Below are 14,402 nucleotides of genomic sequence, written 5' to 3'. Positions count from 1 at the left end.
ACCTGTTGCCCGGGGTGGCCATCGCTGGTGGACTCGACTGGTGCAGGTGACGCGAACGGCCGAGGACGTCTGGAGTTGCGACGGCGCGGAGTTGGCCGTCATCATGCGCCCCGACGGCAAGGGACTCGTGCGGCTGCCGACCGGCCGACCCGACCTGTGGGCCACGTTGGCAGCGGCCGTCGCCCACGATGTCTCCGGTCCCCTGGTGCTGGAGTTGGACGAGGCGGACACTGCCGCGGCTGACGCGCTGGGTGCCGCAGGGTTCCGTCCCACGCGGCGCGAGCAGCACTGGCGGATCCCGCTGGACCGGCTCCCCGATCGGCAGGTGACCGCGGACGGGCACCACTTCATACGGGTTGCCGACGCCGACCCCGAAAGGGTCGCCCGGCTGGACAACGAGATCCGGCAGGACATCCCGGGTGCGGCCGGGTGGTATGCGACCGCCGCGGAGTTGCTCGAGACCCTGTCCGACGACGAGTTCGATCCCGCGCTCTATCTGATCGCGGTGCGCACCGAGACGGGTGAGTACGACGGCTTGGTCCGCGTCTGGAACCGCAGCCCTGCCCCGCGGCTGGGGTGCCTCGGTGTGCGGCGTCCCTGGCGGCGCACCCGGCTCGCGCCCGCCCTGCTGTATGCCGTCGCCCTGCCGCTGCGGGAGCGGGGGGTTCCCGAGATCATCACCGAGACCGACGTGTTGAACCGTGACTCGCACCGGATGGTCGAGCACATCGGCGGGGTGCCGACGGTGGTGCGGGTCGAATGGGAGCGACCGGCACCATGAATGATGCCTGGCTGACCCTCCGGGAGGTCCGGGCCGGTGACCGGGTGGCAGTCCTCTCCCCCTCCTGGGCCGCGCCCGCACACTACCCGCAGGTGCATGAGCAGGCCATGGATCGCCTCCGGGAACGCCTGGGACTCGAGCCCGTGGAGTTTCCCACCACCCGCCGCACGACCACACCCCGAGAGCGGGCGGCCGACGTCAACGCCGCCTTCGCAGACCCCTCGATCCGGGCGATCCTGTCCACCATCGGTGGCGACGACCAGATCACGATGACGCCGTACCTGGATGCACGGCCGGTGCGCGCCGACCCCAAACCCTTCCTCGGCTTCTCCGACAACACCAACCTGTTGAGCTGGCTCGCTTATCACCGCGTCCCCGCGGTGCACGGAGGCAGCACCCAGATCTCCATCGGTCCCGGGCCTGCACCCCACCCGCTGCACCTGGACTCCCTCCGGCTGGCGCTGAGCGGGGGCGACCACGTGCTGGAGGTACCCACTCAGATCAGCGAGGTTGGCCACCGGTGGGACCACCCGCGGGCGCTGACCGATCGGCCGGAGAGCTACCCCGCCGAGCCGTGGTCCTGGGCGGGGCCGTCCCGCGCCGTGACCGGTCGGCTCTGGGGAGGCTGCCTGGAGATCCTGTCGTGGGTGCTTGCGGTCGGACGGTTCGTGCGGCCGGTCGAGGAGTACCAGGGTGGCGTCCTGCTGCTGGAGACCTCCGAGGAGCTGCCGTCCCCGCACGAGGTCTACCGCATGCTGCGCCTGCTTGGGGAGCGTGGGCTGCTGGCTGCCTTCGATGCCCTGGTGTGGGGCCGACCGATCGTTGATGACGAGCGGATGGTCCCGGACCCGGTCGTGGCCTCCCGTGCTCGCGCTGCATACCGAGAGCAGGTGTTGCGTGCCGTGGCCGAATACCACGAGGACATGGTCGTGGTGCAAGACGTCGACTGTGGGCACACCCTTCCCCAGCACCTGCTGCCGTTTGGCGAGCAGATCACCGTGGACGGGGTGAACCAGCGGGTGACGGCCCATTTCCGTCGGGCGCCACGGCCATGAACCCGCGGTTTCTTCTCAGCCGGCCCTGACCACGAGGACCGGCACAGGGCTGTCGAGTACCACCCGCTGCACCGTGCTGCCCATCAGCAGCTTGCCGACCCGGCTGCGGCGTTGGGAGCCGACCACGAGGAGCTCCGCGGCGTGCTCCACCACCAGGTCGAGCAGGGCCGATGCGACGTCCCCGCCGGACGGGGTGGCGACGACGCTCCAGTCCACCGGGTGTGCCCCGTGCTGCTGGAAGGTGTCGGTCACCGCGCGCTCCACCTCGTGGACCCCCGACTGACGGGCCTCGGGCCTCGTGGTCTCCGAGGCGGTGTCGCCCTCAACATGCAGCACAAGCAAGTCGGTGTCGTGAGTCTCCGCCCAGGCGCTGGCCGCCAACAGGGCCGCCCGACCTTCCGGCGTGTCGCTGTGAGCTACCGCTATGGACATCTGGGCCTCCATCGGGGAGTGGCCTGGGTGCACGCATCGTAGCGACTGCACACCGTCCGTGGCAGACTCTGATCCGCGCGGTCCCGAGCATGAACCAGAGACGCAGGACGTGCGGCAGAGCGGCCGCCCAGGAGGCTCCATGAGGATCCCGAAGAGTGTGGGGTGGGTGCTCGGCGTGGTGGTCGTGGCCGCCCTGGTGATCGCCGCCGGCATCGACGCGAACCGGTCCGGATCGCGGGCCGACGCGCACACCAAGCTCGTGATCATCGCGCCCGCCGCCGCCGGGGGTGGGTGGGACCTGGTCGGGCGCGAGTCGGAGAATGCGTTGCGCAGCAACAAGATCGTGCTCAACCCGCAGGTCCTCAATGTCCCGGGCGCAGGCGGCACCATCGGGCTCAGCCAGCTCAGACGAATGGATGGTGAGTCCTCCACGATCATGGTCACCGGCACGGTGATGCTCGGCGGGATCGCGCTCAGCCCCAGCGATCTGGACCTGTCGGAGATGACCCCGATCGCCCGGCTCGCAGAGGACTTCGAGGTCATCGCGGTCCCGGAGCACAGCGAGTTCCAGACGCTGGACGACCTCATCGCCGCCTGGGAGCAGGACCCGGGGGCGATGCCGATCGGTGGAGGCTCTGCGGGCGGCATCGACCACATGGTTGCCGCGATGCTGGCCCGGGAGGCGGGCATCGATCCCGCAGAGATCGAGTACGCCGCATACGCCGGCGGTGGGGACCTGACCATCGCCTTGCTGTCCACGGCTTCGGGCACTCCCGGCGTCGGGATCAGCGGGTTCAACGACTTCCGCGACCTCATCGAGGACGGCCGTCTCCGAGCGCTCGCGGTGGTCGCGCCCGAGCGGCTCGAGGGCCTGGACGTGCCGACCATGGAAGAGGTCGGCTACCCGGCCGTCGACCTGGTCAACTGGCGTGGCTTCGTCGCCCCGGCCGGCTTGAGCGAGGAGGAGCAGGAGGTGCTCATCGACATCGTGACCGAGATGGTGGACACCCCTGAGTGGCAGGAGGCCGTGGACCGTAACCGGTGGGAGGAGTCCTTCCTCACCGGGGACGAGTTCGGGGCCTTCCTGGAGACTGAGCAGGAACGGATCACCGAGATCCTCGTCGACCTGGGGTTGGTGCAATGACCGACGAACCACGATCCCCACTGGTCCACGAGACGCACGAGCCAGTGGGACCGCACGGTTTCTGGGTGGGCCGCAGTGGTCTGGTGATCCCAGGCGTACTCCTGGTCCTGGGGCTCTTCCTCGTCTACGGGATCCTGGACATGGACGTCGCCGACGACGGAGAACTGTTCGGGCCGAAGGTCTTCCCATGGATCGCCGCAGTCGCCTGCTTCGTGGTGGCGATCCTGCTGGCGATCCAGATCCTCCGGCAACCCGACATCCCCGAGTCGATGATCGCCGAGGACGGCAGCATGCGGGAGGGCACCGCGAGCAACTGGCCGGCCGTCGCGATCACCGTCGGGTCCTTCGTCGGCTTCGCACTGATCCTGGAGACGGTCGGTTGGATCATCTCCGCTGCGCTGGTCTTCTGGGGGATCACGATCGGGCTGGGCAACCGGCGCTACCTGTTCAACCTGCTGATCGGGTTGGCAATGTCCTCGATCATGCAGCTCGTGTTCTCCGGGATGTTGGGGCTCAGTCTGCCCCCGGGTGTGATGGGCGGTTGAGATGGACCAGCTGAACAACCTGATCGGCGGCTTCGCCGATGTGCTGACCCTCCAGGCGCTGTTCTACGTGCTGGTCGGCGCCATCATCGGCACCGCTGTCGGCGTCCTTCCCGGCATGGGGTCGGCCATGGCAGTGGCCCTGCTCCTGCCGATCACCTTCACCCTGGAGCCGCTCTCGGCCCTGGTGATGTTCGCCGGGATCTACTTCGGCGGGCTGTTCGGTGACTCCATCGCCGGCATCCTGATGAACACGCCCGGCAACTCCACCGCGATCGCCGGCACGTTCGAGGGGCACCGGATGGCCAAGGACGGCCGGGCGCCACAGGCCCTGGCAACCTCCGCCATCGGTGCCTTCATCGGCGGTCTCATCGCGACCACCCTGGTGGTGTTCTTCGCCCCATCCCTGGCGAACTGGGCGACGAAATTCGGTCCTGGTGAGTACTTCGCGCTCGCCTTGTTCGCCTTCGTCGCGATCTCGGCCGTGGTCGCCGACTCCGCCCTCAAGGGGCTAGCGGCGCTGCTCATCGGACTCGCCCTGGCGATGGTCGGCACCGACCAGGTCAGCGGTGTGCAGCGGTTCACCTTCGGCAACATCGCGATGTTCGACGGCATCAGCATCGTGGTGATCACCGTGGCTCTGCTGGCCGTCGGCGAGGTCATCTTCGTCTCGTCCAAGGTCGGCCGTCCGGACGACCAGTCCCTCATGCCGTCCAAGGGGCGCCCGTTCCTGAGCCGGGCCGAGTTCAAGGAGGCGCTACCCGCGTGGCTGCGCGGCACCGGCTTCGGGGTGCCGTTCGGGGTGATCCCGGCGGGTGGGGCCGAAGTCCCAACCTTCCTGTCCTACGGCCTGGAGCGCCGACTGGACCGGCGCCGCAAGAACCCCAAGTTCGGCACGGGGGCCATCCGCGGGGTCGCGGGGCCGGAGGCGGCAGGGAACGCCACCTCGGGCACGGCGATGGGAGCGCTGCTGGCCCTGGGGCTGCCGACCTCCGCAACGGCAGCGATGATGATCGCCGCCTTCCTCCAGTTCGGGATGCAGCCGGGGCCGCTGCTGTTCGACCGCAACGCCGAACTTGTCTGGGCGCTGCTGGCCAGTCTCTTCATCGGCCTCGTCGTGCTGCTCATCCTGAACCTGCCGTTCGCTCCACTCTGGGCCCAACTGCTCAAGATCCCGAAGGCCTATCTGTACGCCGCGATCGGGATGTTTTCCTGCCTCGGGGTGTATGCCGCGACCGCCGCTATGGTCGACGTCGCCTTCATGATTGGGCTCGGGGTGTTGGCGTTCGCGATGCGCAGGTTCGACATCCCGTTGGCCCCCGTCCTGATCGCCGTGATCCTCGGGCCGCTGGCCGAGGAGTCCCTGCGCGGAGCGATGAACCTCTCGCAGAACAACCCGATGACCCTGGTCGACAGCTGGATCTCCCGCGCGATCTACGCCGCCCTGCTCGTCGCCATCGCGATCAGCGTCATCGGCAAGGTCCGCAACCGACAGAAGGCCGACTTCTGAGCTCCGTGCCCTGCTGATTGACTGGACCCATGGCCGGGTCCGGGGTGTTCCAGTACCCGGCCTTCGTCCGTCTCTGGCTGTCCGACACCGTGAAATGGCTCGGGCTGTTCACCTCCAACCTGGCGTTGCAGCTGCTCCTGATCGAGACGCTGCAGGCCGACCAGGCCGACCTGGGGCTCGTGCGGTCCGCGCAGTGGCTGCCGTCACTGCTCTTCGGGATGCTCGTCGGCGTGCTGGTGGACCGGGTCCGGCGACGCCCGGTCCTCATCGCCGGCGACACGATCTGTGCGGTGGTGTTCGCCACTATCGGCGTCCTCGCGCTGCTCGGTGAGCTGACGGTACCGATGGTCGCCGCCCTCGTCCTCGTGTCGGGGACCGCCTCGGTGGCGTCGATGGCGGCGCACCAGTCGTTCCTGCCCCGGCTGGTGCCAATGAGTCTGCTGCCGTCGGCCAACTCCCGGATCGAGCAGTCCATGACGGCCGCCGAGTCGGTCGGGCCCCTCCTCGCCGGCTCCCTGGTGCGGTTCCTGTCCGCCCCGGTCGCCATCCTGGTCAACGGGGTCACGTATGCCGTGTCAGCGGTGATGGTCAGCCTCATCCGGGTCCAGGAGCCTGCTCCCGTCCGGGGGCCGGATCGACACATCGGGCGTGAGTTGTCCGAGGGATTCCGGTGGGTCTACCGGCACCGGACCCTGGCGCCCTACGCGATCGCGCTGCATACCTGGTTCTTCTTCAACTCCTCGGTGATGACGATCTTCGTCTTCTACGCCTCGCAGGAGATCGGGCTGGACCCCGTCTCGATCGGGCTCGTCCTGGCGGCGTCGGGGATCAGCGGAGTGCTGGCGGCCGGCCTGACGCCCCGGCTGGCGGAACGGTTCGGGCTCGGTCGGATCTGCGTCCTCGCCGACTGGCTGACGCCGGTGGCGTTCCTGATCGCGCTGGTGGCCCCGGTCGGACCGCGTGGCGTGCTGGTCCTCCTCGCCGGCCAATTGGTCTACGGCGTCGCGAACGGGCTGAAGGGTCCGCTCGAGGGCAGCTACCGGAACGCCGTGACGCCGGACCGGTTGCGCGCCCGGATGAATGCCACCATCCGGTCGTTCAACTGGGGGACCATCACCGTGTCGGCGCCGCTCGCGGGATGGTTCGCCTCGGCATACGGCAACCGCCCGGCCATCGCGGTGGCGATCGGTGGCCTGGTCGTCGCGGCGCTGATCCTCACCCTGTCGCCGTTCCGCTCGGTCGTGATGCCCTCCGACGAGCCCGACGAACCCGAGGCGTGAGGAGCAACCTTTCGACAGGGTGCTGCGTAGGTGGTGGTGTCAGCATGGCGATCGGAGGTGACTGCGGATGCGCAAGCGGGAGCGGGACGAGGAGTTCAGCGCCTTCGTGCATGCCGCGACGCCGGAGCTGCTGCGGGTCGCCTGGTTCCTCACCGGAGACGTCGAGGATGCCAAGGAACTCGTCCAGGCAGCGCTGACCAAGACGTATGCCGTGTGGTCGCGGGTGCGCCCCGGTCAGGCGATGCCCTACACCCGCACCGTCCTGGTGAACCACCGCAACGACACCTGGCGCAAGCACCGCCGCGAGGTGCTGGTGGACCCGCACGCACCGTCCGGTGACGGGGGTGGCCGGGGGGTCGGTCCGGCCCCGGTCGCCGACGACGTGGCGGTGCAGCAGGACCTGATCCAGGCGCTCGCGGCGCTGCCGGAGCAGCAGCGACGCGTCGTTGTCCTCCGGCACTACTGCGACCTGTCCGAGGCGACGGTCGCCCACGAGCTGGGCATCAGCACCGGCACGGTCAAGAGCACGGCCGCGCGGGGGCTGGCGAACCTCAGGAAGTACTACGCACATTTCGAGGAGACGGTCCGATGATCACCGACGAGCGCGACCTGGGACGTTCACTGCACGCGGTCGAGTCGCCGCCGGGGCTGCGGCTCGATCCCGACGAGGTGGTGGGCTCGGTGCGCCGGGCTGACCGGGGTCGTCGGGCACGAAGGGGTGCGGTGGCCACCGGGTCCGTGGCCGTGGTGGCCGTCGGGGCGCTGTGGGCGGCCGGGCTGAACCCTGGGCCGATGGGTGTGCTGCCGGCCGCGCCCTGGGCGTCGGACTGCGGAGGGATCGTCGACGGGCCGGGCGGGACGCGGATCGATCTGGAGCGGGTGTCGTATGCCGAGTTCCCGCTCTCCGGGTCGGCCGCCGGGACGACGGCGGTCGTCGCGTTCGACGCGTGCGGCGGGGAGTCCGGCGGGCGCGTCGCCTATGCCACTCGGGGGACAGACGGCGGACTGGAGGTCGGCGGCTGGGGGGAGCCAGGCGCCGACACGCTGCAGTTCCTGCGCGAGGGCCGGACGGTCACGCCGCAGGTGCAGTCGACCCCGGAGGGAGAGGTCCTCTTCGGCCTCGTGGATGCCGACGCGCCGGTGCTGCGGGTGCTGTCGGCGGGCGAGCCGGTCGAGGTCAACCGCCAACCGCTGCCCGGCACCGGGCTGGACGCCTACGTGACGACCGAGTTCACCGACCCCGAGCAGCAGACCCTCGGGATGGCGTGGGGCGAGGAGTCGGGGACCTGGGGCGTCATCTGGACCCAGGTGTTGGAGGTCCTGGCCGACTTCGGGGACAGCGCGGACATGGGCGGCCCCTTCGTTACCCAGGGCAGGGACGGGACCTGGCACGTCTGGCTGGGGGACGAGCAGGCGAACATGGAGGGCGACCTCGGCTCCTGGTTGGCGGTCGAGTTCGACGAGGGCCAGGACCGGGAGATCGTGGGCTACCTCCCCTCTGCGGACCACGCGGTCGAGGTCGAGGCGCCGGACGGCGGCGAGGCCGAGGGTGCCGAGATCCGGTATGCCGAGGTGCTCGGTCAGACCGAGGTCCAGGGCCGCTTCGCCTGGGTCACCGCGCCCGAGGATGCCCTGGTCTACTGGGTCGCCCCGGACGGCAGTCGCGAGGAGATCCTCGGCGGCTGACCGGACGCCGGGCGCTGCCGGCCGACCGGTCGCGCGTCCGGTCGCTGTGCGGGGCCGCCCGCTCACGCGTCTGGTGGGGTGGTGGGGCCGCCCGCTCACGCGTCCGGTCGGGGTTGGGGGGTGGGGGTCAGGTGGTGAGGAGGGCGGTGGCGAGGGCGTCGTCGGTGACCAGGCCGTTGACCAGGTGGCCGTGCAGGGCGGCCCGGACGGCGTCGACCTTGTCGCGGCCGACGGCGATCGCGACGACGTCCGGGATGCGGACGAGCTGCTGGGCGGACAGCGTGATCAGCCGGTCGGAGAGGCTGTTGACCACCGGGGTCCCGGAGGCGTCGAAGAGCACCCCGGAGACCTCGCCGATCACGCCCTCCCGCGCGGCCGCGAGCCGCTCCTCGGGAGTCGCGACGGCGTAGATGCTGGACAGGCCGTCGGCCCAGGCACCGACCCCGACCGCGGCGTGGGTCACCGCGTCGATGGCGGCGAGCCCGTCGCGGACCGAGGCCTGGCGGCGGATCGCGGAGGCGCTCTGGACGTCGTCGAGGGCGAACGGCGCGTGGAAGATCGAGCTGTCCCCGCCGGCGACCTGGGCGACCCGGCGCACGATGTCGACGGCGCTGGCGTCGACGCCGGCCACCTCCATGGCGCCGGTCAGTTGCACCACCCGCACGGGCGACAGCTCGGTGAGGTGCTCGGTCATCGCCAGCACCGAGCGGGACCACGGCAGCCCGAGCACGTCGGAGGGCCGCAGGATCTCGGTGAGCAGCCGGGCCGCGGTGCGGCCCAGTGCGGCCCGGGAGTCCTCGCCCATCCTGCCCCGGGCGGCGTGCACCGCACAGTGGGTGAGCCCGAAGGCCTGCTGGAGCCGGGCGGACAGGTCCAGGTCCATGCCGTCGACCTGGCCGATCTCGATCCGGACCAGCCCGCACTCGCGGGCCGCGTCGAGCAGGCGGGCCACCTTGAACCGGCTCAGCCCCAGGTCGTCGGCGATCTGCACCTTGGAGCGCCCGTCGAGGTAGTGGTGGCGCGCGACGGCAGCCATCAGGACCAACTCGGCCGGGCCCTGGCTCGCGTCCACCGTCCACCTCCATCACTCGGGACCGGAAACGTCCCGGCACGCCGGCACCGCTATTGACACGGTATGGCGTAGGCAGTTTACTCATAAGTGGCCGAAGGGCGCTCAGATGAGCATTCTCGATGGAGAGATCTGCCGCCGTTGACGATGGGGATCTCGCGGATCTAAGGAGCGGCATGCGCCGACGACAGCGGGCGACCGTGGTGGCGGTTGCGGCCCTGACGGCTATGGGACTCACCTCCTGTGCCGGCTGGGGCGGCGGAGGTATCGGGGGCGGCGGTCCCAACACGATCAACGTGCTGATGGTGAACAACCCCCAGATGATCGACCTGCAGCGGTTGACCGCCGAGCACTTCACCGCCGAGACGGGGATCTCGGTGAACTTCACGGTCCTGCCGGAGAACGACGTGCGGGACAAGATCAGCCAGGAGTTCTCCAGCCAGGCCGGCCAGTACGACGTGGCCTCGCTGAGCAACTTCGAGATCCCGATCTACGCCGGCGCCGGCTGGGTCGCCCCGATGGACGACTTCATCGCCGCGGACCCGGACTTCGACCAGGACGACATCCTGGGCCCGATGCAGACCTCGCTGTCCTACGAGGACCACATCTACGGGCAGCCGTTCTACGGCGAGTCCTCGTTCCTGATGTACCGCAAGGACCTCACCGACGAGCTCGGGCTGGACGTCCCCGAGCGGCCGACCTGGCCGGAGGTGCGGGAGCTGGCCAAGGCCCTCGACGGGGCCGAGCCCGGGATGGCCGGGATCTGCCTGCGCGGTCAGCCCGGCTGGGGCCAGATCTTCGCCCCGCTGACCACGGTCGTGAACACCTTCGGCGGCACCTGGTTCACCGAGGACTGGCAGGCCCAGGTCGACGCCCCGGAGTTCACCGAGGCGGTCAACTTCTACGTGGACCTGGTCAACGACTACGGGCCGTCCGGGGCCCCGCAGGCCGGCTACACCGAGTGCCTGAACAACCTCACCCAGGGCAACGTGGCCATGTGGTACGACTCCACCGCCGCGGCCGGCACGCTGGAGGCCGACGGCTCCCCCGTGCAGGGCAAGATCGGGTATGTCGCGGCGCCGGTCGTCGAGACCGAGAGCTCGGGCTGGTTGTACTCCTGGTCGTGGGGCATCCAGGCGGCCAGCGAGAAGCAGGACGCCGCCTGGCAGTTCGTCTCCTGGGCCTCCGGCAAGGAGTACGAGGAGCTGGTCGGGGAGGAGATCGGCTGGGCCAGCGTCCCCGCCGGCAAGCGCGCCTCGACCTACGACAACCCTCAGTACCTGGAGGTGGCCAGCGCCTTCGCCGAACCGACCAAGTCGGCGATCGAGGCGGCCGACCCGACTAACCCGGGCGTGCAGCCCCGGCCGGCGATCGGCATCCAGTTCGTCGGGATCCCCGAGTTCCCCGACCTGGGGACCCAGGTCAGTCAGGACGTCAGCAGCGCCATCGCCGGACGGATGAGTGTCGAGGACGCGCTCGAGCGCGGCCAGGACCTCGCCTCCGACGTCGCTGAGCGGTATCTCGCCCGGAAGGCAGCAGAATGACCACCGACACCGCCGCCACGTCGGCCAAGCCCTCCCGCGAGGCCCCACCCGCGGAGTCCAAGGCGCTGCGCAAGGCGGGCGACTGGGCCCGCCGGGCCCCGCTGCTGCCCGCGCTGATCTTCGTCATCGTGATGACCCAGCTGCCGTTCGCGGCGACCCTGGTCATCTCGTTCATGAACTGGAACGCCTACTACCCGGACGAGCGCGGCTTCGCCGGCTTCGACAACTTCGCCCGGGTGTTCACCGACACCAACACCCGCCAGGCGGTGGTCGTCACCATCGTGCTCACCGTCGCCGTGGTGCTGATCTCGCTGGTGCTCGGCCTGCTCATCGCGATGTTGCTGGACCGCAAGTTCCTGGGCCGCGGCATCGTCCGGACGATGATGATCACGCCCTTCCTGATCGTCCCGGTCGCCGCCGCGCTGCTGTGGAAGCACGCCCTCTACAACCCCGAGTACGGCCTGTTCAACGGGCTGCTGACCACGGTCTTCGGCGACAATGCTCCACAGCCGGACTGGATCACCAACAACCCGCTCTGGGCGATCATCGTCGCCCTGGTGTGGCAGTGGACCCCGTTCATGATGCTGATCCTGCTGGCCGGCCTGCAGTCCCGGCCGCTGGACGTGGTGGAGGCGGCCCGGATCGACGGGGCCAGCTCCTGGCAGATCTTCCGACACATGACCCTCCCGCACCTGCGGCAGTACATCGAGCTGTCCGGCCTGCTCGGGGCGATCTACGTGGTGCAGAACTTCGACCACGTCTTCACGATCACCTCCGGCGGCCTCGGCACCGCGAACCTGCCCTACTTCATCTACCAGACCTTCTACACCGCCCAGGACTACGGACGGGCCTCGGCCGCCGGCGTCGTGGTGGTGCTCGGCACGCTGATCATCGCGATGGCTGCCCTCCGCACCGTGTTCACGATCTTCAAGGAGGAGTCGCGATGAGCGAGCAGACGGTGACCGGCCCGGCGGCCGACGACGAGGCCGCCACCAAGGCGCACCTGGCCAAGGTGGGCAAGCCCGAGGGCCCCCGCAACAACCGGCTGCTGACCCTGTTGGCCTGGGTGGTCGGGTTGCTCTTCGTGGCGCCGGTGCTGTGGATGGTGCTGACCTCCTTCCACTCCGAGACCGACGCCGCGTCCAACCCCCCGCACTGGTTCGCCCCGCTCAGCCTGGAGGGCTACAAGTCGTTCTTCGGCGCCGGTCCGTGGCCACCGCTGCTCAACTCGCTGACCGCCAGCGTGGTCTCGACGGTGCTGGTGCTGCTGCTGGCCTTCCCCGCGGCCTACGCGCTGTCGATCCGGCCGGTGAAGAAGTGGACCGACGTGATGTTCTTCTTCCTGTCCACCAAGATGCTGCCGATCGTGGCCGGCCTGCTGCCGATCTACCTGTTCGCCCAGCAGTTCCGGCTGCTGGACACGATCTGGCTGCTGATCATCCTCTACACCTCGATGAACCTGCCGATCGCGATCTGGATGCTCCAGTCGTTCCTGGCCGAGGTGCCGGCCGAGATGCTCGAGGCCGCCCAGGTCGACGGTGCCGGGCTGATCCGGACGCTGCGCTCGATCATCGCCCCGGTCGTGATGCCCGGCCTGGCCTCCGCGGCGCTGATCTGCTTCATCTTCAGCTGGAACGAGCTGCTCCTGGCCCGGGTGCTCACCGGCACCGTCGCCGGCACGGCACCGGTCTTCCTCACCGGGTTCGTCACCAGCCAGGGCCTGTTCCTGGCCCAGGTCTGCGCGGCGTCCCTGGTGGTGTCCCTGCCGGTGCTGGCCGCCGGGTTCGCGGCACAGGACAAACTGGTGCAGGGCCTGTCGATGGGAGCCGTGAAGTGACCGTCAACCCCGGGGCCACCCCGCTGTCCCTGTCCACCCTGGGCGAGCTCGACGACCGGGTGGCGGTGCCGGCATACGACCCTGCCTCGGTGACCACCGGCATCGTCCACTTCGGCGTGGGTGGGTTCCACCGGGCCCACCAGGCGATGTACCTGGACTCCCTGATGAACGAGGGCGGCGCCGACGCCCTGACCTGGGGCATCTGCGGGGTGGGCGTGCTCCCGCACGACCGGCGGATCGTGGACGCCCTGAACGGCCAGGACGGGCTCTACACCCTGGTGGTCAAGCACCCCGACGGGCGCCGCGAGCCCCGGGTGATCGGGTCCATCCGCCGGATGATCTTCGCGCCGGAGGACCCGCAGGCGGTGCTGGAGGTGATGGGCGACCCGGCGACCCGGATCGTCTCGCTCACCATCACCGAGGGCGGCTACCTGGTGAACCAGGTGACCGGCGAGTTCGACCCGAGCGACCCCGGCATCCAGCACGACCTGCAGGAGGGCGCGACGCCGAGCACCGCCTTCGGCTTCATCGTCGCGGCGCTGGCCGCCCGGCGCGCGGCCGGCACCCCGCCGTTCACGGTGAACTCCTGCGACAACCTGCCGGGCAACGGTGACGTGGCGCGCAAGATGATCACCGCCTTCGCCCGGCTCAAGGACCCGGAGCTGGCCGACTGGATGGACCGGGAGGTGGCCTTCCCGAACTGCATGGTGGACCGGATCACCCCGGTCACCACGCAGGAGGACACGGCCGCGCTGGCCGAGGAGTTCGGCGTGGCCGACGCCTGGCCGGTGGTCACCGAGCCGTTCACCCAGTGGGTGCTGGAGGACCACTTCACCGACGGGCGCCCGGCATACGAGGACGTCGGGGTGCAGATCGTGGAGGACGTCGTCCCGTTCGAGCTGATGAAGCTGCGGATGCTCAACTCCAGCCACCAGGCGCTCTGCTACGTCGGCTACCTGTCCGGCTACCGCTACGCCCACGAGGTGTGCCAGGACCCGTTGTTCGTCGATTTCCTGCACGGCTACATGGCCACGGAGGGCGCCCCGACGCTGCCGCCGGTGCCCGGCACCGACCTGGACGCCTACCGGCACACCCTGATCGAGCGGTTCGCCAACCCCGAGGTGCGGGACACCCTGGCCCGGCTCTGCCAGGAGAGCAGCGACCGGATCCCCAAGTGGCTGGTGCCGGTGATCCGGGACAACCTGGCCCACGACGGGCCGATCGACTACTCCGCCCTCGTGGTCGCCTCCTGGGCCCGGTATGCCGAGGGGCGCGACGAGCAGGGGGAGCCGATCGAGGTGGTGGACCGGCTCAAGGACCGGGTGATGGCCGCCGCCGCGCGACAGGCCGAGGACCCGCTGGCCTTCCTGCGCGACCCGGACCTGTTCGGCGACCTGGTGGAGCACGAACGGTTCACCACGGCCTACGCCGCGGCCCTGGAGTCCTTGCACTCGCGCGGCGCACGCGCCACGGTAGAGGCCCTGGTCCGTCGATGACGGGCACCGACACGTGAGGATGGAGG

At 69.8% G+C, this 14,402-nt stretch carries 14 protein-coding genes; 12 read left to right on the top strand and 2 right to left on the bottom strand.

Going from position 1 to position 14,402, the window contains the following annotated elements; translation table 11 throughout:
- Nucleotides 1–40 precede the first annotated feature (40 nt).
- Together FB467_RS01730 and FB467_RS01725 are read left to right on the top strand one after the other, a co-directional pair.
- Nucleotides 41–781, top strand: a complete 741-nt coding sequence (locus FB467_RS01730; RefSeq protein WP_170230519.1) for a hypothetical protein — start codon at nt 41–43, stop codon at nt 779–781.
- A complete protein-coding gene (locus FB467_RS01725; protein ID WP_342354700.1) occupies nt 760–1,836 on the top strand; it encodes an LD-carboxypeptidase in 1,077 nt (358 codons plus the stop codon). Before FB467_RS01730 ends, FB467_RS01725 begins: the two co-directional genes overlap by 22 nt.
- 15 nt (nt 1,837–1,851) lie before the next feature.
- Here FB467_RS01725 and FB467_RS01720 read toward each other — a convergent pair whose 3' ends face one another.
- On the bottom strand, nt 1,852–2,268 hold the full coding sequence (locus tag FB467_RS01720) for a universal stress protein (protein WP_141783555.1): 417 nt from the start codon (nt 2,266–2,268) through the stop codon (nt 1,852–1,854).
- Nucleotides 2,269–2,407: 139 nt separating this feature from the next.
- Here FB467_RS01720 and FB467_RS01715 point away from each other — a divergent pair, with 139 nt between their 5' ends.
- From FB467_RS01715 to FB467_RS01690, 6 genes are all read left to right on the top strand, one after another.
- Nucleotides 2,408–3,412, top strand: coding sequence for a Bug family tripartite tricarboxylate transporter substrate binding protein (locus tag FB467_RS01715; protein ID WP_141783554.1), 1,005 nt, complete (start codon nt 2,408–2,410; stop codon nt 3,410–3,412).
- Nucleotides 3,413–3,477: 65 nt separating this feature from the next.
- Nucleotides 3,478–3,957, top strand: coding sequence for a tripartite tricarboxylate transporter TctB family protein (locus FB467_RS01710; protein ID WP_211350523.1), 480 nt, complete (start codon nt 3,478–3,480; stop codon nt 3,955–3,957).
- 1 nt (nt 3,958) lies between these two features.
- Complete coding sequence (locus FB467_RS01705) at nt 3,959–5,464, top strand: tripartite tricarboxylate transporter permease (protein ID WP_141783552.1); 1,506 nt, start codon at nt 3,959–3,961, stop codon at nt 5,462–5,464.
- A gap of 29 nt (nt 5,465–5,493) precedes the next feature.
- Complete coding sequence (locus FB467_RS01700; protein WP_141783551.1) at nt 5,494–6,744, top strand: MFS transporter; 1,251 nt, start codon at nt 5,494–5,496, stop codon at nt 6,742–6,744.
- Between the two features lie 67 nt (nt 6,745–6,811).
- Nucleotides 6,812–7,336, top strand: a complete 525-nt coding sequence (locus tag FB467_RS01695) for a SigE family RNA polymerase sigma factor (RefSeq protein ID WP_141783550.1) — start codon at nt 6,812–6,814, stop codon at nt 7,334–7,336.
- A complete protein-coding gene (locus FB467_RS01690; protein WP_141783549.1) occupies nt 7,333–8,430 on the top strand; it encodes a hypothetical protein in 1,098 nt (365 codons plus the stop codon). The genes FB467_RS01695 and FB467_RS01690 overlap by 4 nt, the downstream gene beginning before the upstream one ends.
- Nucleotides 8,431–8,557: 127 nt before the next feature.
- On the opposite strand, the gene FB467_RS01685 is transcribed toward FB467_RS01690, so the two are convergent.
- Nucleotides 8,558–9,502, bottom strand: a complete 945-nt coding sequence (locus FB467_RS01685) for a sugar-binding transcriptional regulator (protein ID WP_141783548.1) — start codon at nt 9,500–9,502, stop codon at nt 8,558–8,560.
- A gap of 173 nt (nt 9,503–9,675) precedes the next feature.
- Between FB467_RS01685 and FB467_RS01680 the strand changes: the two genes are divergently transcribed.
- The 4 genes from FB467_RS01680 to FB467_RS01665 are packed head-to-tail and all read left to right on the top strand — an operon-like array spanning nt 9,676 to nt 14,376.
- The gene (locus tag FB467_RS01680) at nt 9,676–11,043 is read left to right on the top strand and encodes an ABC transporter substrate-binding protein (RefSeq protein WP_141783547.1); all 1,368 of its coding nucleotides are present in this window, start codon (nt 9,676–9,678) and stop codon (nt 11,041–11,043) included.
- Nucleotides 11,040–11,990: a carbohydrate ABC transporter permease gene (locus tag FB467_RS01675; protein WP_141783546.1), complete on the top strand. Its 951-nt coding sequence runs from the start codon at nt 11,040–11,042 to the stop codon at nt 11,988–11,990. The genes FB467_RS01680 and FB467_RS01675 overlap by 4 nt, the downstream gene beginning before the upstream one ends.
- Nucleotides 11,987–12,880 (top strand): carbohydrate ABC transporter permease, encoded by an 894-nt coding sequence (locus tag FB467_RS01670; protein ID WP_141783545.1) that lies wholly within the window; start codon nt 11,987–11,989, stop codon nt 12,878–12,880. The genes FB467_RS01675 and FB467_RS01670 overlap by 4 nt, the downstream gene beginning before the upstream one ends.
- Nucleotides 12,877–14,376 carry a mannitol dehydrogenase family protein gene (locus FB467_RS01665; protein ID WP_141783544.1) on the top strand — a complete coding sequence of 500 codons (1,500 nt, stop codon included), beginning with the start codon at nt 12,877–12,879 and terminating at the stop codon, nt 14,374–14,376. Before FB467_RS01670 ends, FB467_RS01665 begins: the two co-directional genes overlap by 4 nt.
- Nucleotides 14,377–14,402 lie beyond the last annotated feature (26 nt).

The sequence above is a fragment of the Ornithinicoccus hortensis genome (genome assembly GCF_006716185.1).
Classification (GTDB): Bacteria; Actinomycetota; Actinomycetes; order Actinomycetales; family Dermatophilaceae; genus Ornithinicoccus; species Ornithinicoccus hortensis.
Note: the sequence above shows the minus strand (reverse complement) of the source record. Positions and strands in the feature narration are given on the sequence as shown.